Source organism: Streptomyces sp. NPDC001093, assembly GCF_040298985.1.
GTDB lineage: Bacteria > Actinomycetota > Actinomycetes > Streptomycetales > Streptomycetaceae > Streptomyces.
This window is the reverse complement of the sequence record NZ_JBEPBF010000162.1, coordinates 1-19,945: the sequence shown is the minus strand read 5'-3', so window position 1 is coordinate 19,945 and position 19,945 is coordinate 1. Positions and strand designations below refer to the sequence as shown.

The window sequence follows — 19,945 nt, the reverse complement described above, 5'->3', positions numbered from 1 at the left end:
GTCGATCCGCGGCGCACCGTACGGGAGTTGCTGCGGCGCGGCGGGGAACCGGCCCGGCTGCGCCGGCAGGCGCGCGTGGAGCGGCCTCGCCGGGTGGTGCTGCTCGTCGACGTGAGCGGCTCGATGGCGCCGTACGCCGACGCGCTGCTGCGGTTCGCGCACGCGGCGGTGCGCGCGGGCCGCACGGAGGTGTTCACCATCGGCACCCGGCTGACCCGGGTGACCCGCGAACTCTCGCACCGGGACCCCGACCTGGCGATGGCGGCCGTCGCGGCGGCCGTGCCCGACTGGCGCGGCGGCACCCGGCTGGGCGAGCTGGTGCGCGAGTTCCTGAACCGCTGGGGGCAGCGGGGGATGGCGCGCGGCGCGATCGTCGTGCTGCTCTCGGACGGCTGGGAGCGCGGCGATCCGGAGCTGCTCGGGCAGCAGATGCGACGGCTGCACGCCCTGGCCCACCAGGTGGTCTGGGCGAACCCCCGCAAGGCCCGCCCCGGTTACGCGCCGCTGGCGGCCGGGATGGCGGCGGCGCTGCCCAGCGTGGACGCCTTCGTCGCGGGGCACAGCCTGGCGGCGCTGGAACGGCTGGCGGCGGTGGTGCGCGGTGCGCAGAGCGCCGCGGCCCCGGTGAGAGGAGCGGATGGTGCGTGAGATCCTGCCGGAGCTGGCGCACTGGCACGCCGCCGGGATCCCCTTCGGGCTGGCCACGGTCGTCGCGGTCAGCCGCAGCGCGCCGCGCGGCCCCGGTGCCGCCATGGCGGTGGGCCCGGACGACGAGGTCGTGGGGAGCGTGTCCGGGGGCTGTGTGGAGGGTGCGGTCTTCGAGCTCGCCCAGGAGGTCGTGGCGAGCGGCGAGGCGCGCCTTGCGACCTTCGGCTACAGCGACGAGGACGCGTTCGCGGTCGGGCTGACCTGCGGCGGCGAGATCACCCTGCTGGTACGGCCGGTGACGCCGGAGTCGGACCCGGCGTTCGGCGCGGTCGCCGCGTCGGTCGCCGGTGGCGAGCCGGTGACCGTGGCCACGGTGGTGGACGGACCGGCCCCGCGCGGCGCCACGCTCGCGGTCTGGCCGGACCGGGCGGCGGGCACGCTCGGCGCGAACGGTCTCGACGTCGCCGTCACCGCCGACGCGCGGGGCGAACTCGCGCTCGGCGCCTCGGTGCTGCGGCACTACGGGCCGCGCGGCGAGCGCCGCGAGGACGCCGTCACGGTGTTCCTCCAGTCGTTCGCTCCGCCACCGCGCATGCTGGTCTTCGGCGCGATCGACTACGCGGCCGCCGTGGCCCGCATCGGCGACTTCCTCGGGTACCGGGTCACCGTGTGCGACGCCCGCCCGGTCTTCGCAACCCCCAAACGGTTCCCGGCGGCCGTCGAGGTCGTGGTCGACTGGCCGCACCGCTATCTCGCCGGCACGGACACCGACGACCGCACCGTGATCTGCGTCCTCACCCACGACCCGAAGTTCGACGTCCCGCTGCTGCGGGAGGCCCTGCGCCGCCCGGCCGCCTACATCGGCGCGATGGGCAGCCGGAAGACCCACGAGGAGCGCCTCGAACGGCTCACGGAGGCCGGCCTCACCCAGGCCGAACTGGCCAGGCTGCGTTCACCGCTCGGGCTCGACCTGGGGGCCCGTACGCCCGAGGAGGTCGCCGTGTCCGTCGCCGCCGAGATCGTCGCGCTGCGCTGGGGCGGCAGCGGCGCGCCGCTGACCAGCACCGCCGGAGCCATCCACCCGCCCGCCGCCTGACGTGCCCGGAAGGAGCCTGTCATGGAACTGCACCACGAGTTCACCGTCCCCGTCCCGGTCGGCGACGCCTGGCACGCACTTCTCGACATCGAACGGGTCGCGCCCTGTCTGCCGGGCGCGGTGGTGGAGGACTACGACGGCAAGACGGTGACCGGTTCGGTGAAGGTCAAGGTCGGCCCGGTCACCGTGGCCTACCGGGGCACGGCGGTCTTCGAGGAGCAGGACGAGTCGGCGCACCGGATGGTGCTCGTGGCGAGCGGCCGGGAGACCCGGGGACAGGGCACGGCCAGGGCGACGGTCTCCGGCACCCTGACCGAACGCGACGGCGGCACGGCGGTGTCGGTCCGGACCGACCTCACCGTGACCGGCCGCCCCGCGCAGTTCGGCCGGGGCGTGCTGGCGGAGGTCGGCGACCGCCTGGTGAGCCAGTTCGCGTCCTGCCTGGCGGACCGCCTGTCCGAGCCGGCGCCCACACCTGCCACCGAGGAGCAACCGCAGCCGTGGGACGAGCCGGAGCCGCTGGACCTCCTGCGCACGGCCGGGCTGCCGTTGGCCGAGCGAGCGGCGGCCGTGGCGGTGGCGGTCGCCGTACTGGCCTGGGCTGTGGCAAGGCTGCTACGACGCGGGCGCAGGGGGCACACTACGCGGCGCCGGTGACGGGCGACCCCCTACCGCTGCGGCAGCCGGTGGAGGGTCACATCGGTGAGCGTGCCGTCGGTGAGGGTGGCGGTCATGTACGTGCGGTGGGGCTGGCGGCGGCGGTCGGTCGGTGATCCGGGGTTGAGCAGGCGCAGGCCGGTCGGGGCGGTGGTGTCCCAGGGGATGTGGCTGTGGCCGAAGACCAGGACGTCGAGGTCGGGGAAGCGGGCGGCGCAGCGGGCCTCGCGGCCCTGGGCGGGGCCGGTGTCGTGGACGACGCCGAAGCGCAGGCCGTCCAGTTCGGCGTACGCCACCTCGGGAAGCCGGGCCCGCAGCCGAGGTCCGTCGTTGTTGCCGTGGACCCCGATCAGCCGTCGGCTGCGGCTCTCCAGCAGGTCCAGGGTGGCGGTGTCGACCCAGTCCCCGGCGTGGAACACGACGTCCGCGCGGGGGAGTTCGGCCAGCAGCGGCCCGGGGAGCACTTTGGCGCGCTTGGGCAGATGGGTGTCGGACATGAGCAGGAGGCGCACGCGGTCAGCCTAGGCGGCGCGGGAGGTCAGACGGCGCAGGCCGCGTACGGCGCCGAGTGCCGCGGCGGCGGTGCCGAGGGCCGTGGCGGCGGGGTGCCGGGCGAGGGTCTGCTGCCAGGAGCGGGGGTGGGCGCTGTCGTCGAAGGAGCCGTGGGCGCCCTGGTCCTCGGCGGGGTCCTGGTCCACCGGTGCGAAGAGGTTGTCCAGGCCGGCGGGCGGGATGCGGTCGGTCTGCTGGGAGTCGTAGCCGGTGCGGGCGAGGTAGCGGTCGAGCAGGGCCGGGGCGAGCCGGTTGGCCCAGAGGGTGGCCACGGTGCCGGCGCCGACGTAGTACTGCTTGCGGCGCGGGTGGTCGGCCGCGTGGAGCACGCCCCGGGCGGCGACCTCGGGCTGGTAGATCGGCGGCACCGGCATGGGGTGCCGGGAGAGCCGGGAGCGGACCCATTCGAACTGGGGGGTGTTGACCGCGGGCAGCTGGACGACGGTGACGTGGACGTCGCTGCCGCGGTGCAGCAGTTCGGTGCGCAGGGCGGAGGTGAAGCCGTTGATGGCGTGCTTGGCGCCGCAGTACGCGGACTGCAGCGGGATCGACCGCTCCCCCAGTGCCGAGCCGACCTGGACGATGGTGCCCCGGTCGCGGGGCAGCATGCGCCTCAGCGCCGCGCGGGTGCCGTTGACGAAGCCGAGGTAGGTGACGTCGGTGATCCGCCGGAACTCCTCGGGGGTGATCTCGTCGAACGGCGCGAACACGGTGGCGAAGGCGCAGTTGATCCACACGTCGAGTGGGCCGAACTCCTTCTCCGCGGCCTCGGCGACGGCCTCGACCCGGGCCTGGTCGGTGATGTCGGCCGGCTGGACGAGGGGGCGTCCGCCGAGGGCCGCGACCTCGTCCGCCGCCGCCCGCAGGCCGCCCTCGCCCCGCGCGACCAGGACGACGTTCGCGCCGCGCCGGCCGTACAGCCGGGCGGTGGCGCGCCCGATCCCGGCGCTGGCGCCGGTGATGACGACGGTCGAAGGCATGGTCATCTCCCTTTCTCGCACGGTGATTTCACGCGGTGACCTCATTCCACGCGGTACGGCGCGGCCCGTTCCTCCACGAGGGTCAGCCCGAGTCCCGGCGCCCCGTCGGCGCCCGGTGTGATGGTGCCGCCGCCGGGGTCGAGGACGCCGTCGAAGAGGAGCCGCTCGATGCGGACGTGGTCGTGGAACCACTCCAGGTGGCGCAGATTGGGTACGGCCGCGGCGGCGTGCGCGTGCGCGTGCGGTGCGCAGTGGCCGGAGACATGGATCCCGCGTGCGTGGGCGAGCGCGGCGACGCGCAGCCAGACGGTGATGCCGCCGCACCGGGTGACGTCCGCCTGGAGGCAGTCGACCGCCCCGGCGGCCAGCATGTGCTCGAAGTACGGCAGGGTGTAGCCGTACTCGCCGGCGGTGACGTCCATCGGGAGGCGGCGGCGCAGGTCGGCGAGCAGGGTCAGGTGGTCGGAGGGGACCGGTTCCTCGAACCAGGTGACGCCCCGGTCCGCGAGCACGGCGCCGATGCGCGCGGCCTGTGCGCCGGTGTAACCGCCGTTGGCGTCGGCGTACAGGTCGACCGTGTCGCCGACGCTCGCCCGTGCGCGGGCGACCCGTTCGAGGTCGCGGGTCTCGCGGCTGCCCCACGACTCGCCGATCTTGATCTTGACGCGGGGGATGCCCTCGTCCTCGGCCCAGCCGCGCAGTTGGCGGTCCTGGCGCTCGGCGTCGTAGGTGGTGAAGCCGCCGCTGCCGTAGACGGGCACGTCGTCGCGGGCCGCGCCGAGCAGGGCGACGAGGGGCAGGTCCAGCAGGCGGGCCTTGAGGTCCCACAGGGCGATGTCGGCGGCGGCGATCGCCTGGGCGGCCACGCCGGGCTGTCCGGCGTTGCGCACCGCGCGGCACATGCGCTCGTTGGCGCGCGGCACGTCGAGGGCCGGCAGGCCGGTGACGGTGCCGGCGAGGAGTTCGCGGACGACGTGCGCGGTGGCGGCCGGGGCGTAGGTGTAGCCGAGGCCGGTGGTGGTGCCGGAGCGGAGGGTGACGAGGACGAGGGTGGTCCTGTCCCAGGCGAGGGTGCCGTCCGCCTCGGGGGCGTCGGTGGGCACCGTGTAGACGGCGGCGTCGACGTCGTCGACGGTCGGCCGGTCGCTCACGGCTCGCCTCCTCACACCCACCGCCGCGCCCCGAGTACGGCGCCGCCGGCGGCGAGTCCGGCGACGGTCGCCGTCGTCGCCCAGCGGGCCGTGCGCGAGGGCTCGGGCGGGCGGTCGGCCAGGCGTTCCGGGTGGTCGCCGGGCAGGTTGCCGTCGAGGGCGAGCGCCAGGGCCTCGGCGAGGTGCAGGGCGCGGCGGCCGGTGCCGCCCTCCTCGATCTGGGTGCGGCAGCTGAAGCCGTCGGCGAGGACCAGGCTGTCCGGTGCGGCGGCGCGCACGGACGGCAGGACGCCCAGTTCGGCGACGGCCATGGAGACCTCGTGGTGGCCGCGTTCGAAGCCGAAGTTGCCGGCGAGTCCGCAGCAGCCCTCGTCGAGGACGTCGGCGTCCAGGTGGGCGCGGCGCATCAGTTCCCGGTCGGCGTCGAACTTCATGATGGCGTGCTGGTGGCAGTGGGTCTGCACGATGGCCTGCCGGGCGAGCCGCGGGGGCCGCCAGTCGTCGGGGGCGTGGTGGACGAGCTGTTCGGCGAAGGTGCGGGTCTGTCCGGCCAGTCGCCGCACGTCCTGGTCGGCGGGCATCAGCTCGGGGGCGTCGGCGCGGAGGACGGCCGTGCAGGAGGGTTCGAGGCCGATGACCGGGGTGCCCGCCTCCAGGTAGGGGCGCAGCACCGTGAAGGTGCGGCTCAACACCTTCTTGGCGACGGCGAGTTGGCCGGTGGAGATCCAGGTCAGGCCGCAGCACACCGGCTCGGTGGGGACGGCGACCCGGAAGCCGGCGTCCTCGAGGACCCGTACGGCCGACTTCGCGATCGCGGGGTGGAAGTAGGTGCTGAAGGTGTCGGGCCACAGGACCACGGTGCGCGGGTCGGCCGGGTCGGGCTGCTCGCGGCCCTGGGCCCGCCACCACTGGACGAAGGACTCCTCGGCGAAGACCGGTGCCGGGCGGGCGCCGTCCACGCCGGCCAGCCGCTTGCCCGCGCGGGCGAGGCCGGGCGCGTGCAGCGCGGAGTTGACCAGGCAGGGGGCGATCCGGGAGAGCCGGGCCCAGACCGGCAGGTAGCCCATGGAGTAGTGCGCCGCGGGACGCGTGCGGCCCTCGTAGTGGTGGGCGAGGAACTCGGCCTTGAGGGTGGCCATGTCGACGCCGGTCGGGCAGTCGGACTTGCAGCCCTTGCAGGCCAGGCACAGGTCGAGCGCGTCGCGTACGGCGGTGGAACGCCAGCCGTCCTCGATGGCGGAGTCGGCGTGCCCGCCGAGCATCTCGAACAGCAGCCGGGCCCGGCCGCGGGTGGAGTGCTCCTCCTCCATGGTGGCCCGGTAGGAGGGGCACATCACGCCGCCGGAGTGGCTGCGGCAGTTGCCGATGCCGACGCAGCGCAGCACCGCGCGGTTGAAGTCGTGCTCGTCCTCGGGGAAACCGAAGTGGGTCGGGGAGGTGACCGGCCGCCAGCCGGGGCCGAGGCGCAGCTGGCCGTCGACGGGGTTGGGGCGGACGATCTTGCCGGGGTTCATCCGGTCGCGGGGGTCGAAGAGGGCCTTCAGCTCGCCGAAGGCGGTCACCAGCCGTTCGCCGAACATGCGGGTGAGGAGTTCGCCGCGGGACTGGCCGTCGCCGTGCTCGCCGGACAGGGAGCCGCCGTAGGAGGCGACGAGGTCGGCGGCGCGCTCCACGAAGCGGCGGAAGTGGGCCACGCCGTGGGCGGTCCTGAGGTCGAAGGGGATGCGGGTGTGCACACAGCCCTGTCCGAAGTGGCCGTACAGGGTCGGGTGGTCGTAGTCGAACGCGTCGAACAGGCCCTTCAGGTCGCGCAGATAGTCGCCGAGCCGTTCGGGCGGTACGGCGGAGTCCTCCCAGCCCTCCCAGGTCTCCCGGCCGTCGGGCGGGCGCGCGGTGACGCCGAGTCCGGCCTCGCGGGCCCTGAGCATCTTCTGCTCGCGTTCGGGGTCGTCGGAGAAGGCGACGGTGCTCTCCTTCCCGTCCCGGCCGATGGCCCGCAGCAGGGCGTGCGCCTGCTCGTCCACGTCCTCCTGGCTGTCGCCGCTGTACTGCACCATCAGCCAGCTGCCGCCCTCGGGCAGCATGGCGAGCGAGTCGAGGTAGGCGCCCTCCTCGCGCATCAGCTGCGCCATGCGGTCGTCCAGCGCCTCCAGTTGGCTGGGGGTGCAGTGCTCCAGCAGGCGGGGTACGTCGTCGGCGGCGGCGCAGATGTCGTCGTAGCCGAGCACCAGCAGCGACTGGTACGGCGGCACCGGGACGAGGTCGAGCTCGGCGCGCAGCACGGTGACCAGGGTGCTCTCGCTGCCGACGAGCGCCTTGGCCACGTCGAAGCCGTTCTCGGGCAGCAGGGAGTCGAGGTTGTAGCCGGAGACGCGGCGCGGGATCCTGGGGTAGCCGCGGCGGATGTCGGCGAGGTACTCGCCGGCGATGCGGTCGAGGCCGCCGTAGAGCTCGGCGAGCCGGCCGCCGGCGGCGACGATGCGGGCGCGCTCGCCGGGCGGGGTGGGGCCGGTCCAGGCGCGTTGTCCGTCGTAGGTGAGGATCTCCAGGCGCCGGACGTTGTCGACGGTCTTGCCGTAGGCCTGCGCGGAGGCGCCGCAGGAGTTGTTGCCGATCATCCCGCCGAGCGCGCAGTGGCTGTGGGTGGCGGGTTTGGGCCCGAACTGGAGCTTGTGCGAGGCGAGTTGGCGGTTCAGTTCGTCCAGGACGATCCCGGGCTCCACGACACAGGTGCGCCGCTCGGGGTCGACGGAGATGAGCCGGGTGCAGTACTTGCTCCAGTCGATCACCACGGCGGTGTTGGTCGACTGTCCGGCCAGGCTGGTGCCGCCGCCCCGGGAGAGGACGGGGGCGTCGAAGCGCGCGCACACCGACAGCGCCCGGGCGCCCGCCTCGACGGTGCGGGGGACGACGAGCCCCAGGGGGACCTGCCGGTAGTTGGAACCGTCCGTGGCGTAGGCACCGCGGCTGCCGGCGTCGAAGCGGACCTCGCCGTCCACCTCGGCGCGAAGAGCCGCCGCCAGGCCGGACGTGTCCGGAGGGGACATCTGCGCTCCTTGCGTTCACCGACGTGCTGCCCTGTCCGAGGACGGGCGAGTACCCGGCAATCAGTCAGGTAAAACTGAACAGTCCAAGCTGGACAGTTTCGGCTGCGGGTCCTAGAGTGGGTCGCATGGCTGACATCTCCGACTCCGCCGCCCGCGCCGCGCGCGACCTGCGCGTGGTCTTCAGCCGGCTGCGACGCCGTATCCGCGAGGTCGCGCAGGACACCGACCTCAGCCCCTCACAGGAGTCGGCGCTCACGCTCGTCGGCAAGCACGGCGCCGCCACGGCCAGCGCGCTCGCCGCCGCCGAGGGGGTGCGCCCGCAGTCGATGGCGACCACGCTGGCCGCACTGGACCAGCACGGTCTGATCCGGCGCGCCCCCGACCCCGAGGACGGCCGGCGCCAGCTGGTCACCCTGACCGACGCCGGGCGGGCCCGAATCGAGGGCAACCGCCAGGTCCGTGAGGAGTGGCTGGCCCGCGCCTTCCAGGACCGCTACTCGGAGGAGGAACGGCAGACCGTCCTTGCGGCACTGGAGCTGATGGAACGGCTGTCGCGGCCGTGACACCGAGGCTCACCGGACGCACCGAGAGGGCCACCCGGCCCGCTCCCGCCGGATTCGACCGCCGGCTGATCCCGCCGATGCTGTTCGGCTCGGTCCTCAACCCGGTCAACTCCTCGATGATCGCCGTGGCCCTGGTGCCGATCGGCGTCGCCTTCGGGGCCCCGCCCGCGGAGACCGTCTGGCTGGTCTCGGCGCTCTATCTGGCCACGGCCGTCGGACAGCCCGTCATCGGCCGCCTGGTCGACATGTACGGCCCGCGCCGGCTCTACCTCGCCGGTACGGCCCTGGTCGGCGTCGCCGGTCTGCTCGGCGCGCTCGCGCCCTCGCTGGGCGCGCTGATCGCGGCGCGGGTCCTGCTCGGCTTCGGGACCTCGGCGGCGTACCCGGCGGCCATGCGGCTGACCCGCGGCGAGGCCGAACGCACCGGGCAGGACAGCCCCGCGGGGGTGCTGGCCGCGCTGGCCGTCGCCAACCAGACCGTGGCCGTCGTCGGGCCCGCGCTCGGCGGCCTGCTGATCGGCCTCGGCGGCTGGCGCGCCGTGTTCACCGTCAATGTGCCGCTCTCGGCGGTCTGCCTGGTGCTCGGCACGCTGCGACTTCCCCGGTCCGAGACCCGGCGGCGCGCCGTCGACCTGCCCGGCATGGCGCTGTTCGCACTGCTGCTGGTCGCGCTGATGCTGTTCCTGATGGAGCCGCGCGCAGGCCGCTGGTACCTGCCGGTGCTGTCGGCCGTCGCCGCCGCCGGTTTCGCGGTGCGCGAGCTGCGGGTGCCGGACCCGTTCATCGACCTGCGCGTCCTCGGCGGCAACGGCCCGCTGCTCGCCACCTATCTGCGCCAACTGCTCGCCTACACCACCTCCTACGCCTTCATGTACGGCTACACGCAGTGGCTCGAGCAGGGGCGCGGGCTCGGCGCCTCCACCGCCGGACTCCTCCTGCTGCCGCTGTCGGTGTCCGCGCTGATCGTGTCCACGCTCACCGGACGCCGGGAGGCGGTGCGCGCCAAGCTGCTCCTCGGCTCCGCACTCCAGGTCGCGGGCTGCGCCCTGCTGCTCCTCGTGCGCGCCGACAGCGCGCTGTGGCTGCTGCTCACGGTCGGCGCACTGCTCGGCGTCCCACAGGGCCTCATCGGCCTGGCCACGCAGAACGCCCTGTACCGGCAGGCCGATCCGGAGCGGATCGCCTCCGCGGCCGGGCTGCTGCGGACCTTCATGTACCTCGGCGCGCTGGGTGCGTCCGCCGCCACCGCGGCGTTCTACCCGCACCGCGCCGACACGGCCGGGCTGCACGGCCTGGCCCTGTTCATGCTCGCCGGCTCCGCACTGCTGCTGGCGACGACCCTGCCGGACCGCTCCCTCGGCCGGCCGGGCACCTCCACCCCCCGAACCATCGGAAAGGCCTGACCGACTCATGTCGCTCACCACGCTCGACCCCCGTACCGCCCTCGTCGCGATCGACCTGCAGAACGGCATCGTGGGCATGCCGGTCCAGCCGCACGCGGCCTCCGACGTCGTCTCCCGCACGGCCGAACTCGCCGGCGCCTTCCGCGCGCAGGGGCTGCCCGTGGTCCTGGTCCGGGTCTCCTTCTCGCCCGACTGGGCCGACGCCGTGCCCGGCCGCACCGAGCAGCAGGCACGCGGCCTCGCCTTCCCCGAGGGCTGGGACGTCCTCGTCGACGAGCTGTCCGGCCACCCCGGCGACATCCGCGTCACCAAGCACAACTGGAGCGCCTTCCACGGCACCGACCTGGATGTCCAGCTGCGCCGCCGCGGCATCACCCAGATCGTGCTGACCGGCATCGCCACCAGCATCGGCGTGGAGTCCACCGCCCGCGACGCCTACGCCCACGGCTACCACGTCACCCTCGCCACCGACGCGATGGCCGACTCCGTCGCCGAGGCGCACGCGAACAGCGTCGAGCGGATCTTCCCGCGGCTCGGCGAGAGCGGCACGACCGCCGAGATCCTGGAACTGCTCGCCAAGACCCACGCCTGACCGCCCGACCCGGCCCCTTGCGGCGGGAGCGGGGGTACCCCCACTCCCCCGCGAAGGGCCGGGTTAGCATTCGGCCACGCCCACCCGTGCCACAAGGCAACGGCGGGCGAACAAAGGGGGATTGGAACCGGATGCCGGTCAAGGTCAGCGTCATCGTCCCCGTGTACGACCCGGGGCCGCACATCGAGGACTGCATCGCCTCGCTGCTGCGCCAGTCGCTGCCCCCCGACGACCACGAAGTGATCTTCGTGGACGACGGCTCCACCGACGCCACCCCGGCCCGCCTGGACGCGCTCGCCGCCGAACACCCGCACCTGCGCGTCATCCACCAGGAGAACTCCGGCGGGTCCGGCAAGCCCCGCAACGTCGGCATCGAGGCCTCCCGCGGCGAGTTCGTGCTGTTCATCGACCACGACGACCGGCTGGGCGACGAGGCCCTGGAGCGGATGTACGACTACGGGGTCGCGAACAAGGCCGATGTGGTCGTCGGCAGGACGGCCGGCAAGGGCCGGCCGGTGCCGGTGGAGCTGTTCCGTCGCAACCACCCGCACGCCTCGGTCGAGAACGCGCCCCTGATCGACAGCCTCACCCCGCACAAGATGCTCCGGCGCTCCTTCCTGGACCGCACCGGACTGCGCTTCCCGGAGGGCCGGCGGCACCTGGAGGACCACGTCTTCGTCACCGAGGCCTATCTGCGCGCCGACAACGTCTCGGTGCTCAGCGACTACGTCTGCTCCTACCACCTCGAACGCGACGACACCTGCGACGCGGGCTTCCCACACGTCGACCCGGCCGGCTACTTCGCGAACCTCCGCGAGGCCCTCGACGTGGTCGAGCGGTACACCGAGCCGGGCCCGCTGCGCGACAGGCTGCTGCGCCGCTGGCTGCGGGTGGAGATGGTCGAACGGATGAGCGGGCACCGGCTGCTGGCGATGCCCGACGACTACCGGCACCAACTGCTCAAGGAGATGCACGCGGTCGTCGTCGAGCGCTTCGGCCCCGGAGTCGCCGGCGGGCTGCGCCCCGCCGAGCGGATCGTCGCCGCGCTGATCCGCGAGGAGCGCTACGACGACCTGGTCGCCCACGCCGAGTGGGAGAGCGGGGTACGGCCCCGCGCCGTCCCGGCCGGTGTCAGCTGGCGGGACGGCACCCTGCGCATCGGCCTCACCGCCGAGTACGGCACGCCACACGGCCCGCTGACCGTCCCCGCGGACATGCCCCGGCCGGCCGCGGACGGCGCGCCCCGCGATCTCGCCGAGGCCGCGTCCTGGCCGGCCGCGATCGCCGGGGACGATTTCGAGGCCGCCACCGTCGACCTGATCGTGCGCGACCGGGAGAGCGCTGCCTCCTTCGTCCAGCCGGTGGAGGTCACCCGCGAACGGGTTCCGGCCGAGGCCGGCGGCACCCGGCTGGTGCTGCACGCCACGGCCACGGTCGACCCCGCAACGGCGGCCGGCGGCGACCCGTTGCACGCCGGGCGGTGGGACCTGTACGTGCGGGTCGGCCTGGGCGGCTGGACCAAGGAGTGCCGACTGGGCCCCGCCCCGGCGGAGGGGCCCGCGCTGCCGCCGGCCGGGATCCTCGCGGACCGGGTCGTCCTGCCGTACTGGACCCAGCAGCACCGCAACCTGTCCGTGGACGTGGACCGCGCCGCCAAGTCCCTCGGACTGCACCGGCTCACCCCGGCGGACGCGGCGGTCTCGGGCGCCGAGACGCTGACCGTCGCACTGCCGCTGTACGTCCCCGACCGCACGCAGGCCACGCTCCGCCTGGCCGCCGCCTCCGGCCGGACGGTGGACCGGCCGGCGGTGCTCACGCCCGCCGACGGCGTCCACGCGCTGCTGGCGGCCGATCTGCCGCTGCGCGAACTGCGCAACGCCCTGTGGCGCACGGAACTCCGTCTTTCCGGCGGGCGGACCCTGAAGCTGCCCCTGCTGCTGCGGGTGGGCCGCACGCACGGTGCCGTCGAGGTGGTCCGGCCGTCCCCGCCCGGTATGCTGCGCCGGCTGCTGCGCAGGGCACGGCGCCTGCTCGGTGGCACACGGGGAACGCGGACGACCACGACGACACGGAAGGCATGACGGCGTGCGGCAACTGGGGATAGGTGACGCCTGGGTGCTGGAGCCCCGGGTGTTCCCGGACGACCGGGGCAGCTTCCACGAGTGGTACCGGGGCGCGGAGTTCCGCGAGGCCACCGGTTACGACCTCGAACTGGCCCAGGCCAACTGCTCGGTGTCCCGGCGGGGCGTGCTGCGCGGCATCCACTTCGCCGACGTGCCGCCCGGCCAGGCCAAGTACGTGACATGTGTGCGCGGAGCAGTCCTCGACGTGGTCGTGGACATCCGTGTCGGCTCCCCCACCTACGCCCAGTGGGAGGCCGTACGGCTGGACGAGGACACCCGGCGCGCGGTGTTCCTCGCCGAGGGCCTCGGGCACGCCTTCATGGCGCTCACCGACGACGCCACGGTGGTGTACCTGTGCTCGGCCGGGTACGCCCCGGAGCGCGAGCACGGGCTGCATCCGCTCGACCCGGCGCTGGGCATCGCCTGGCCGGAGGGCATCGGGCCGGTGCTGTCGCCCAAGGACGCGGAGGCGCCCTCGCTGGCCGAGGCGGAGCGGTCCGGGCTGCTGCCCACGTACGCGGACTGCTCCGCCCACTACCAGCGGCTGCGCTCCCGGGAGTTCAGCGGCTGACGCGGCTCGCGCGTACGCGGCCGGTGCGGCGCGGCGGCTCCCCGTCCGAGGCCGCCCCGGCTCGCTCAGTCCTCGCCCCGCACGATGTTCTCCTCCGGCCCGGTGCCCTGCCGCTGCACGGAGCCACGGTCCACGACGGCCGGGAGACAGGTCCGCACACCCCGGTTCCGCCGCCGGCGAGCCTTCGCCCAGCCGGTCTCGGCATAGGGCACGGACGGTTTCTCGGTGGCATGCGCGGTCACGTCGTTCATCTTCCTTCTGCGTCGTGCGCCGGCCGGGACCGGTCGGTCGGGCCCGCCGCGCGGGCCCGTGTGCGATCTGTGCCCGACCGGGTCCCCGTGCCGCCACGCCCGTAAACGCCGCGCCGGCTCAGGTCCGGCCGCCGCCCCCGCCGCCGAAGGATCCGCTGGAGCCGGGCGACCAGCGCGGGCGGCGCTGGTCGGCGGCTCGCCGGCTGCGGATGTTGCCCAGTTGGTAGGGGGTGAGCCGCTCGCTGTCGTCCGCGGCCCGGGGCACCTCGTCGGGTTCGCGCATCTCGCGGATCTCGTGGACGGGCCCGGACACCGGCATCCGGGGCTGCTCATCGGGTCGCGGCGGGGCAGGTTCGCGGCTGCGCACCCGGAAACCGAGCCGGAAGGCCCAGATCAGTCCGGCGGCGCAGGCGACCCCGGCGAGCAGGATGAGGACGTACCCGAACACCTGGGCGCCCATGGAGGCTGTGTGCACGGCGGAGTTCATGGCCCCCGGGTACCCGGCCGAGCGGCGGATACGACCCCGGCCGTGAAGGCGTGGCGCACGGGAGGCCGCAGGTCACGGGGAGTAGCGTCACCCGGGATGACAGAACTACCGGAAATGTCGGACACTCACGAGGTCGTGGCGCGGTACACGACGCCCGCCCCGCGTCCCGGCCGGGCCCTGCTGCGCTGGGTCTCCACCGCCGACCACAAGGTGATCGGCCGGCTCTACATGGTCACGGCGTTCTGTTTCTTCCTGTTCGCGGGGCTGCTCGCCCTCGGGATGCGCGCGGAACTCGCCCGGCCGGGTCTGCAGTTCCTGAGCGAGCACGGCTACAACCAGTTCTTCACGGTCCACGGCACGATCATGATGCTGCTGTTCGCGACCCCGATGTTCGCCGGGTTCGCCAACGCCATCATGCCGCTGCAGATCGGCGCGCCGGACCTGGCCTTCCCGCGGCTGAACGCGCTGTCGTACTGGATGTTCGTGTTCGGCGGACTGATGGTGGTCTCCGGCTTTCTGGTGCCCGGCGGGGCCGCGGCGTTCGGCTGGTTCGCCTACGCGCCGCTGAACAGCGCCTACTTCTCCCCCGGCGCGGGCGGCGACCTGTGGGCGATGGGGCTGGTGGTCTCGGGTGTGTCGACGACGCTCACCGCGGTGAACTTCATCGCCACGATCCTGTGCCTGCGGGCGCCGGGCCTGACGATGTTCCGGATGCCGATCTTCACCTGGAACGTGCTGTTCACCTCGATCCTGATCCTGCCGGCGTTCCCGGTGCTCACGGCGGCGCTGCTGGCGCTGGAGGCGGGCCGCAAGTTCGGGGCGCAGGTCTTCGACGCGGCCGAGGGGGGCGCGCTGCTGTGGCAGCACCTGTTCTGGTTCTTCGGGCATCCGGAGGTCTACATCGTGGCGCTGCCGTTCTTCGGGATCGTCTCGGAGATCATCCCGGTGTTCTCCCGCAAGCCGCTGTTCGGGTATCTGCCGATGATCGGGGCCACGATCGCGATCACCATGCTGTCGGCGGTGGTGTGGGCGCACCACATGTTCGCCACCGGCGCGGTGCTGCTGCCGTTCTTCTCCATCATGTCGTTCCTGATCGCGGTGCCCACGGGCATCAAGTTCTTCGCGTGGATCGGCACGATGTGGCACGGCTCGGTGTCGTTCGAGACGCCGATGCTGTGGTCGATGGGCTTTCTGGTGTCGTTCCTGCTGGGCGGGCTGAGCGGGGTGCTGATCGCCTCGCCGCCGCTGGACTTCCATCTGACCGACACCTACTTCATCGTGGCGCACCTGCACTATGTGCTGTTCGGCACGGTGGTGTTCGCGATGTTCGCCGGCTTCTACTTCTGGTGGCCGAAGTTCACCGGCAAGATGCTCGACGAGCGGCTCGGCAAGCTGCACTTCTGGCTGCTGTTCCCGGCGTTCCAGCTGACCTTCCTGGTGCAGCACTGGCTCGGCGAGGCCGGCATGCCCCGCCGGTACGCGGACTATCTGCCCGAGGACGGCTTCACACTGCTCAACAGCCTGTCGTCGGCGGGCGCGTTCCTGCTGGGCGTCTCCACCCTCCCGTTCCTCTACAACGTGTGGCGCACCACGACCAGGGGCGAGAAGGTCACCGTGGACGACCCGTGGGGATGGGGGCGCGGCCTGGAGTGGGCGACGTCCTGCCCGCCGCCCCGGCACAACTTCGTGGCGCTGCCCCGGATCCGCTCCGAGTCCCCGGCCTTCGACCTGCACCACCCGGAGATCGAGAGCCCGGCCGGAGAGGAGCTGGCGCGATGAAGGCGGAGGCGATGCTGTTCGGCGGGGTCGCGGCGTTCTTCGGCGGGTCCGCGGCGCTGTACGGGGTGTGGTCGCAGGACGAGACGGGCACGGTCGCGCTGGTCGTCGCGTGTGCGATGGCCGGACTGGTCGCGTTCTTCTGCCTGATCCAGTACCGGCGCCGGGGCACGCGGGCGCAGGACCGGACCGAGGCGGAAGTGGCGGACGCGGCCGGGCCGGTGGCCTTCTTCCCCGACGAGTCCCTGTGGCCGATCGTCACCGCGCTGGGTTTCGCGCTGACGGCGACCGGCGTGGTCTTCGGCCTGTGGCTGTTCCTCATCGGCCTGGGCGTTCTGGCGCGCGGGGTGTTCGGGATGGTGTTCCAGTACGCGCACCGGTGAGCGCTCTGCGCGGGGCGCCGGGCCGGAACGTCTCCCCGGGCTCGTGATCGGTCTCGTAGCCGCCGGTGACGCTCTGCCGGATCTCGCCCGTGGGCACGCCCTCGGCCAGCCGCTCCTCCTCGGCCGCCGTGAGGGCGCGGCACAGCCACCGGGTGACCAGGAAGGCGAGGACCGGCGCCACGACGAAGGCGACCCGCAGCACCCAGGTGATGGCGTTGACCGAGACGTGGAAGGTCTGGGCGATGACGTCGTTGCCGCCCGCCAGCAGCAGCACGCCGTAGAAGACCGTGCCCGCCACGCCGAGGCCGGAGCGCACCGGCCGCTCGCGGGGCCGGTCGCAAAGGTGCCGCTCGGCCCACCACTCCCCCGTCAGCCGCTGCTCGACGAACGGGTAGGCGTACAGCACGGCGAACAGCAGGCCGGGCAGGACGACCGCGGGAAGCAGCACGTTCCACATGAGGGTGTGTCCCGCGATGTTCGTCTCCCACGGTGGGACCAGCCGCAGCGCGCCCTCCAGGAAGCCGACGTACCAGTCGGGCTGGGAGGCGGTGGAGACCTGGTCGGGGCGGTAGGGGCCGTAGTTCCACACCGGGTTGACCTGGGCGATGCCCGCCAGCAGCACCAGCACGCCGGCGACGATGACGGCCAGGCCGCCGGACGAGCCGGTGAACTGCGGGAAGAACGGCTTGCCGACCGCGTTGCGCTGGGTGTGGCCCGGTCCGCGCCACTGCGTGTGCTTGAGGTGGACGACGAGCATCAGGTGCGCGGCCACCAGGGCGAGGAGCAGGCCCGGCAGCAGCAGGATGTGCAGCGGGTACAGGCGGGTGATGATGTCGTGACCCGGGTACTGGCCGCCGAAGGCGAAGAACGCCACGTACGTCCCGACGACCGGGATCGACAGCATGATGCCCTGCGCGATGCGCAGTCCGGTGCCGGAGAGCAGGTCGTCGGGGAGCGAGTAGCCGGCGAAGCCCTCGGCGAGCGAGACCGCGAACAGGGTCACCCCGATCGCCCAGTTCAGCTCGCGCGGCCTGCGGAAGGCGCCGGTGAAGAAGATCCGCAGCAGGTGCGCGCCGATCGCGGCGACGAAGACCAGCGCGGCCCAGTGGTGGGCCTGCCGCATCAGCAGTCCGCCGCGCACGTCGAAGCTGATGTACAGGGTGGAGTCGAAGGCGGCCGACATGCGCACTCCCTGCAGTGGCGCATAGGGGCCCGTGTAGACGACCTCGCGCATCTCCGGCTGGAAGAACAGGGTGAGCCAGACCCCGGTCAGGATCAGCACCAGCAGGCTGTACAGGGCGAGTTCGCCGAGCAGGAAGGACCAGTGGTCGGGGAACGCCTTGCGCAGCAGCGGGCCGCCCTCCAGGACGGGCAGCCGGGAGTCGGCCGCGTCGACGAGCCGCTCGGCGCGGCGGCCGGCACGGCTCATGCGTCTTCGGACTCCGCCGCCGCGCGGGCCACCTCGGCCTCCACCTCGGGGCGCGGCCGGCCCGTCTCCCTCGCGAACTCGCTCAGCGCGGTCTGGACGTCCCGGTCCAGGTCCCGCCAGGCGCGCAGGGCGGTCTCGTACGTGCCCGACTGGGCGCCGGTCATCCGCCGCTCGGCCGGCGGGCCGTAGGCGTCCCGCAGTTCCTCGACCGTGGCGTGGGCCGCGTCGGCCGCGCGCTGTTTCTGCACGAGTTCGTCGAAGGTGTGTGCCACACCAATCGACCCTAGGCACCCCTCCCGGCATGCGCCTCTCCAAGCCTCACCGACCTGCACGAAACGCACCCGTGTGGCGGTCAGGGGACGGGTACGGTCCGGCGGGGCGGGGGGATCGGGTGTGCGAGGCACTGGCGAGGGGGCGGGAGCCGGGGGCGGGCACTGGCGGGGGGCGGGCACTGGCGGGGGGGTGAGCCGGGGGTGCGTCAGCTGCTGCAGGCGGCGCCGGCTGTGGTTGTCGGGCGCCGCCGGCGGGGGAGGTCCCCGGAGGGGGCAGGGCGGGCCCTGGCCCCTCAGGCACCGCAGGCGGGGACCAGCGTGGGCGTCAGGCACCGCCGCAGGTCGGCCCTGGCCGTCAGACGCGCCGCAACCGGAGGCCGACCGTAAGCGTCAGGCACCGCAGGCGCGGCCATTCCTGGCCATCAGGCGCCGCAGCCGGGGCCCTCCGCGGACGTCAGGCACCGCAGGCGGGGGCAGGTCCTGGCCGTTGTGCACCGCAGCCCGGGCTCGTCGTGGTCATCAGCCACCGCAAGCAGGGGTCCCGGCCGTCAGCCGCCGCAGGCGCGGCCGGTCCTGGCCATCAGGCACCGCAGCCGGGGGCAACCGTGGCCATCAGGCGCGGCAGCCGGGGGGCAACCGTGGCCGTCAAGGCACCACAGCCGGAGGCCGGCCGTGGCCGTCAACGCGCCGCAATCGGGCCGGAGGCCGGTCGCGGGCGTCAAGGGCCGGGGACCAGGTCCGCCCATACCTGTTTGCCGCCGCTGACCGGGACCGTACCCCAGGCCGCCGACACCGCCTCCACGAGGAGGATGCCGCGGCCGCCGGTGGCCTCCCAGCCGATGCTGGTGGGCTTGACGGGGCTGCGGGGGGAGGCGTCGGCGACGGCGAGCCGCAGGCGGTGGTTGACCAGGCTGAGGTCGAGACGGACCTGGCCGTCGGTGTGCACGAGGGCGTTGGTGACGAGTTCGGAGACCACCAGCAGGGCCGCGTCCAGGGTGTCCTGCGAGACGCCCCACACACGCAGGGTGCGCCGGGTGAAGCGGCGGGCGTGCCCGACCGCCTGCGGTACCCGCCACACCGTCCAGCTCTCGCGCAGCGGGCGTACGGCCATGCCGTCGTAGCGCATCAGCAGCAGGGCGACGTCGTCGCCGCGGTGGGCGCCGGTGAGCAGGGCGTCCGCCACCAGGCCGAGGTGGGTGGGATCCGCCGTGGCCAGCTGGGCGGCGAGCCGGTCCATACCGGCGTCGATGTCGGCGCCCGGCGCCTCCACGAGGCCGTCGGTGGTCAGCGCGATCACCGTGCCGGGCAGCAGCCGCAGCGGGGTCATCGGGAACTCGGCCTGGCCGAGCACGCCGAGCGGGGGCCCGCCCTCGGCCCGGAGGATCTCGGCGGTGCCGTCCGGGTGGCGCAGCACGGGCTGGAGGTGACCGGCGCGCACGCACCAGGCGGTGCCCTCCTCCATGTCGACGTCGACGTAGGCGCAGGTGGCGAAGAGGTCGGTCTCCATGTCCAGGAGCAGTCGGTTGGCGTGCGCGACGACCACGTCCGGCGCGTGCCCCTCGGCGGCGTAGGCACGCAGCGCCGTGCGCATCTGGCCCATCAGCGTGGCGGCGCCCGCGTTGTGGCCCTGGACGTCACCGATGACGAGGGCCACGTGGTTGTCCGCCAGCGGGATCACGTCGTACCAGTCGCCGCCGACCTCCAGTCCGGCGGTGGTGGGCAGGTACCGGGCGACGGCGACCGCGCCGGGCAGCCGGGGCAGCCGGCGCGGCAGCAGGGTGCGCTGGAGCATGCCGACGAGTTCGTGCTCGGCGTCGAAGGCGTGGGCGCGCAGCAGGGCCTGCCCGGCGAGGCCCGCGCAGGCGGTGAGCAGGGCCCGTTCGTCGGGGCTGAAGTGGTGCGGGCGGTCCCAGCCGATCAGGCAGGCGCCGGCCATGCGGCCACCGGCGGGCAGCGGCAGCACC

General features: G+C 73.7%; 19 protein-coding genes. 10 read left to right on the top strand and 9 right to left on the bottom strand.

The window, feature by feature from the left end:
* From ABT288_RS44280 to ABT288_RS44270, 3 genes are all read left to right on the top strand, one after another.
* Positions 1-648: VWA domain-containing protein (locus ABT288_RS44280; RefSeq protein ID WP_351620996.1), on the top strand; the 648-nt coding region annotated here is incomplete at its 5' end.
* Entirely contained in the window at positions 641-1,744 is a 1,104-nt protein-coding gene (locus tag ABT288_RS44275) for an XdhC family protein (RefSeq protein ID WP_351620999.1), read from the top strand. The genes ABT288_RS44280 and ABT288_RS44275, both read left to right, overlap by 8 nt.
* 21 nt (positions 1,745-1,765) lie before the next feature.
* Positions 1,766-2,401 (top strand): SRPBCC family protein, encoded by a 636-nt coding sequence (locus tag ABT288_RS44270; protein WP_351620993.1) that lies wholly within the window; start codon positions 1,766-1,768, stop codon positions 2,399-2,401.
* Between the two features lie 11 nt (positions 2,402-2,412).
* Here ABT288_RS44270 and ABT288_RS44265 read toward each other — a convergent pair whose 3' ends face one another.
* Genes ABT288_RS44265 through ABT288_RS44250 form a run of 4 tightly spaced genes read right to left on the bottom strand, consistent with a single transcriptional unit; the run spans position 2,413 to position 8,131 of the window.
* Positions 2,413-2,913, bottom strand: coding sequence for a metallophosphoesterase family protein (locus ABT288_RS44265; protein ID WP_351620990.1), 501 nt, complete (start codon positions 2,911-2,913; stop codon positions 2,413-2,415).
* Between the two features lie 9 nt (positions 2,914-2,922).
* Entirely contained in the window at positions 2,923-3,933 is a 1,011-nt protein-coding gene (locus tag ABT288_RS44260) for an SDR family oxidoreductase (RefSeq protein WP_351620987.1), read from the bottom strand.
* 41 nt (positions 3,934-3,974) lie between these two features.
* Positions 3,975-5,084 (bottom strand): enolase C-terminal domain-like protein, encoded by a 1,110-nt coding sequence (locus ABT288_RS44255; protein ID WP_351620985.1) that lies wholly within the window; start codon positions 5,082-5,084, stop codon positions 3,975-3,977.
* 11 nt (positions 5,085-5,095) lie between these two features.
* Positions 5,096-8,131: an FAD-binding and (Fe-S)-binding domain-containing protein gene (locus tag ABT288_RS44250; RefSeq protein ID WP_351620982.1), complete on the bottom strand. Its 3,036-nt coding sequence runs from the start codon at positions 8,129-8,131 to the stop codon at positions 5,096-5,098.
* Positions 8,132-8,256: 125 nt separating this feature from the next.
* Here ABT288_RS44250 and ABT288_RS44245 point away from each other — a divergent pair, with 125 nt between their 5' ends.
* From ABT288_RS44245 to rfbC, 5 genes are all read left to right on the top strand, one after another.
* Positions 8,257-8,694, top strand: a complete 438-nt coding sequence (locus tag ABT288_RS44245; RefSeq protein WP_351620979.1) for a MarR family winged helix-turn-helix transcriptional regulator — start codon at positions 8,257-8,259, stop codon at positions 8,692-8,694.
* The gene (locus tag ABT288_RS44240) at positions 8,691-10,097 is read left to right on the top strand and encodes an MFS transporter (protein ID WP_351620976.1); all 1,407 of its coding nucleotides are present in this window, start codon (positions 8,691-8,693) and stop codon (positions 10,095-10,097) included. Before ABT288_RS44245 ends, ABT288_RS44240 begins: the two co-directional genes overlap by 4 nt.
* A 7-nt stretch (positions 10,098-10,104) precedes the next feature.
* Positions 10,105-10,689, top strand: coding sequence for a hydrolase (locus tag ABT288_RS44235; protein WP_351620973.1), 585 nt, complete (start codon positions 10,105-10,107; stop codon positions 10,687-10,689).
* A 131-nt stretch (positions 10,690-10,820) separates the two neighbouring features.
* Positions 10,821-12,770 carry a glycosyltransferase gene (locus tag ABT288_RS44230; RefSeq protein ID WP_351620970.1) on the top strand — a complete coding sequence of 650 codons (1,950 nt, stop codon included), beginning with the start codon at positions 10,821-10,823 and terminating at the stop codon, positions 12,768-12,770.
* A 4-nt stretch (positions 12,771-12,774) separates the two neighbouring features.
* A complete protein-coding gene (gene rfbC / locus ABT288_RS44225; RefSeq protein WP_351620967.1) occupies positions 12,775-13,383 on the top strand; it encodes a dTDP-4-dehydrorhamnose 3,5-epimerase in 609 nt (202 codons plus the stop codon).
* 65 nt (positions 13,384-13,448) lie between these two features.
* Here rfbC and ABT288_RS44220 read toward each other — a convergent pair whose 3' ends face one another.
* Positions 13,449-13,634, bottom strand: coding sequence for a hypothetical protein (locus ABT288_RS44220; RefSeq protein ID WP_450857970.1), 186 nt, complete (start codon positions 13,632-13,634; stop codon positions 13,449-13,451).
* 118 nt (positions 13,635-13,752) lie between these two features.
* Entirely contained in the window at positions 13,753-14,121 is a 369-nt protein-coding gene (locus tag ABT288_RS44215; RefSeq protein WP_351620961.1) for a DUF6479 family protein, read from the bottom strand.
* A gap of 114 nt (positions 14,122-14,235) precedes the next feature.
* On the opposite strand from ABT288_RS44215, the gene ctaD reads away from it, so the two are divergent.
* Positions 14,236-15,900, top strand: a complete 1,665-nt coding sequence (ctaD, locus tag ABT288_RS44210; RefSeq protein ID WP_351620958.1) for an aa3-type cytochrome oxidase subunit I — start codon at positions 14,236-14,238, stop codon at positions 15,898-15,900.
* Positions 15,897-16,280 (top strand): aa3-type cytochrome oxidase subunit IV, encoded by a 384-nt coding sequence (ctaF, locus tag ABT288_RS44205; RefSeq protein ID WP_351620955.1) that lies wholly within the window; start codon positions 15,897-15,899, stop codon positions 16,278-16,280. The genes ctaD and ctaF overlap by 4 nt, the downstream gene beginning before the upstream one ends.
* Here ctaF and qcrB read toward each other — a convergent pair.
* From qcrB to ABT288_RS44190, 3 genes are all read right to left on the bottom strand, one after another.
* Positions 16,216-17,709, bottom strand: a complete 1,494-nt coding sequence (gene qcrB / locus ABT288_RS44200; protein WP_351620952.1) for a cytochrome bc1 complex cytochrome b subunit — start codon at positions 17,707-17,709, stop codon at positions 16,216-16,218. The genes ctaF and qcrB overlap by 65 nt on opposite strands.
* Positions 17,706-17,981, bottom strand: coding sequence for a hypothetical protein (locus tag ABT288_RS44195; RefSeq protein ID WP_351620949.1), 276 nt, complete (start codon positions 17,979-17,981; stop codon positions 17,706-17,708). The genes qcrB and ABT288_RS44195 overlap by 4 nt, the downstream gene beginning before the upstream one ends.
* A 718-nt stretch (positions 17,982-18,699) precedes the next feature.
* Positions 18,700-19,945 (bottom strand): SpoIIE family protein phosphatase (locus tag ABT288_RS44190; RefSeq protein WP_351620946.1); only part of this gene is annotated, 1,246 nt, incomplete at its 5' end.

What these genes read in the sequence shown, in the direction of transcription:
- ABT288_RS44250 (WP_351620982.1), bottom strand. Translation starts at nt 8,131, where the DNA reads ATGTCCCCTCCGGACACGTCCGGCCTGGCGGCGGCTCTTCGCGCCGAG.
- ABT288_RS44215 (WP_351620961.1), bottom strand. Translation starts at nt 14,121, where the DNA reads ATGAACTCCGCCGTGCACACAGCCTCCATGGGCGCCCAGGTGTTCGGG.
- ABT288_RS44230 (WP_351620970.1), top strand. Translation starts at nt 10,821, where the DNA reads ATGCCGGTCAAGGTCAGCGTCATCGTCCCCGTGTACGACCCGGGGCCG.
- ABT288_RS44220 (WP_450857970.1), bottom strand. Translation starts at nt 13,634, where the DNA reads ATGAACGACGTGACCGCGCATGCCACCGAGAAACCGTCCGTGCCCTAT.
- ABT288_RS44245 (WP_351620979.1), top strand. Translation starts at nt 8,257, where the DNA reads ATGGCTGACATCTCCGACTCCGCCGCCCGCGCCGCGCGCGACCTGCGC.
- ctaD (WP_351620958.1), top strand. Translation starts at nt 14,236, where the DNA reads ATGTCGGACACTCACGAGGTCGTGGCGCGGTACACGACGCCCGCCCCG.
- ABT288_RS44235 (WP_351620973.1), top strand. Translation starts at nt 10,105, where the DNA reads ATGTCGCTCACCACGCTCGACCCCCGTACCGCCCTCGTCGCGATCGAC.
- ABT288_RS44270 (WP_351620993.1), top strand. Translation starts at nt 1,766, where the DNA reads ATGGAACTGCACCACGAGTTCACCGTCCCCGTCCCGGTCGGCGACGCC.
- qcrB (WP_351620952.1), bottom strand. Translation starts at nt 17,709, where the DNA reads ATGAGCCGTGCCGGCCGCCGCGCCGAGCGGCTCGTCGACGCGGCCGAC.
- ABT288_RS44260 (WP_351620987.1), bottom strand. Translation starts at nt 3,933, where the DNA reads ATGCCTTCGACCGTCGTCATCACCGGCGCCAGCGCCGGGATCGGGCGC.
- ctaF (WP_351620955.1), top strand. Translation starts at nt 15,897, where the DNA reads ATGAAGGCGGAGGCGATGCTGTTCGGCGGGGTCGCGGCGTTCTTCGGC.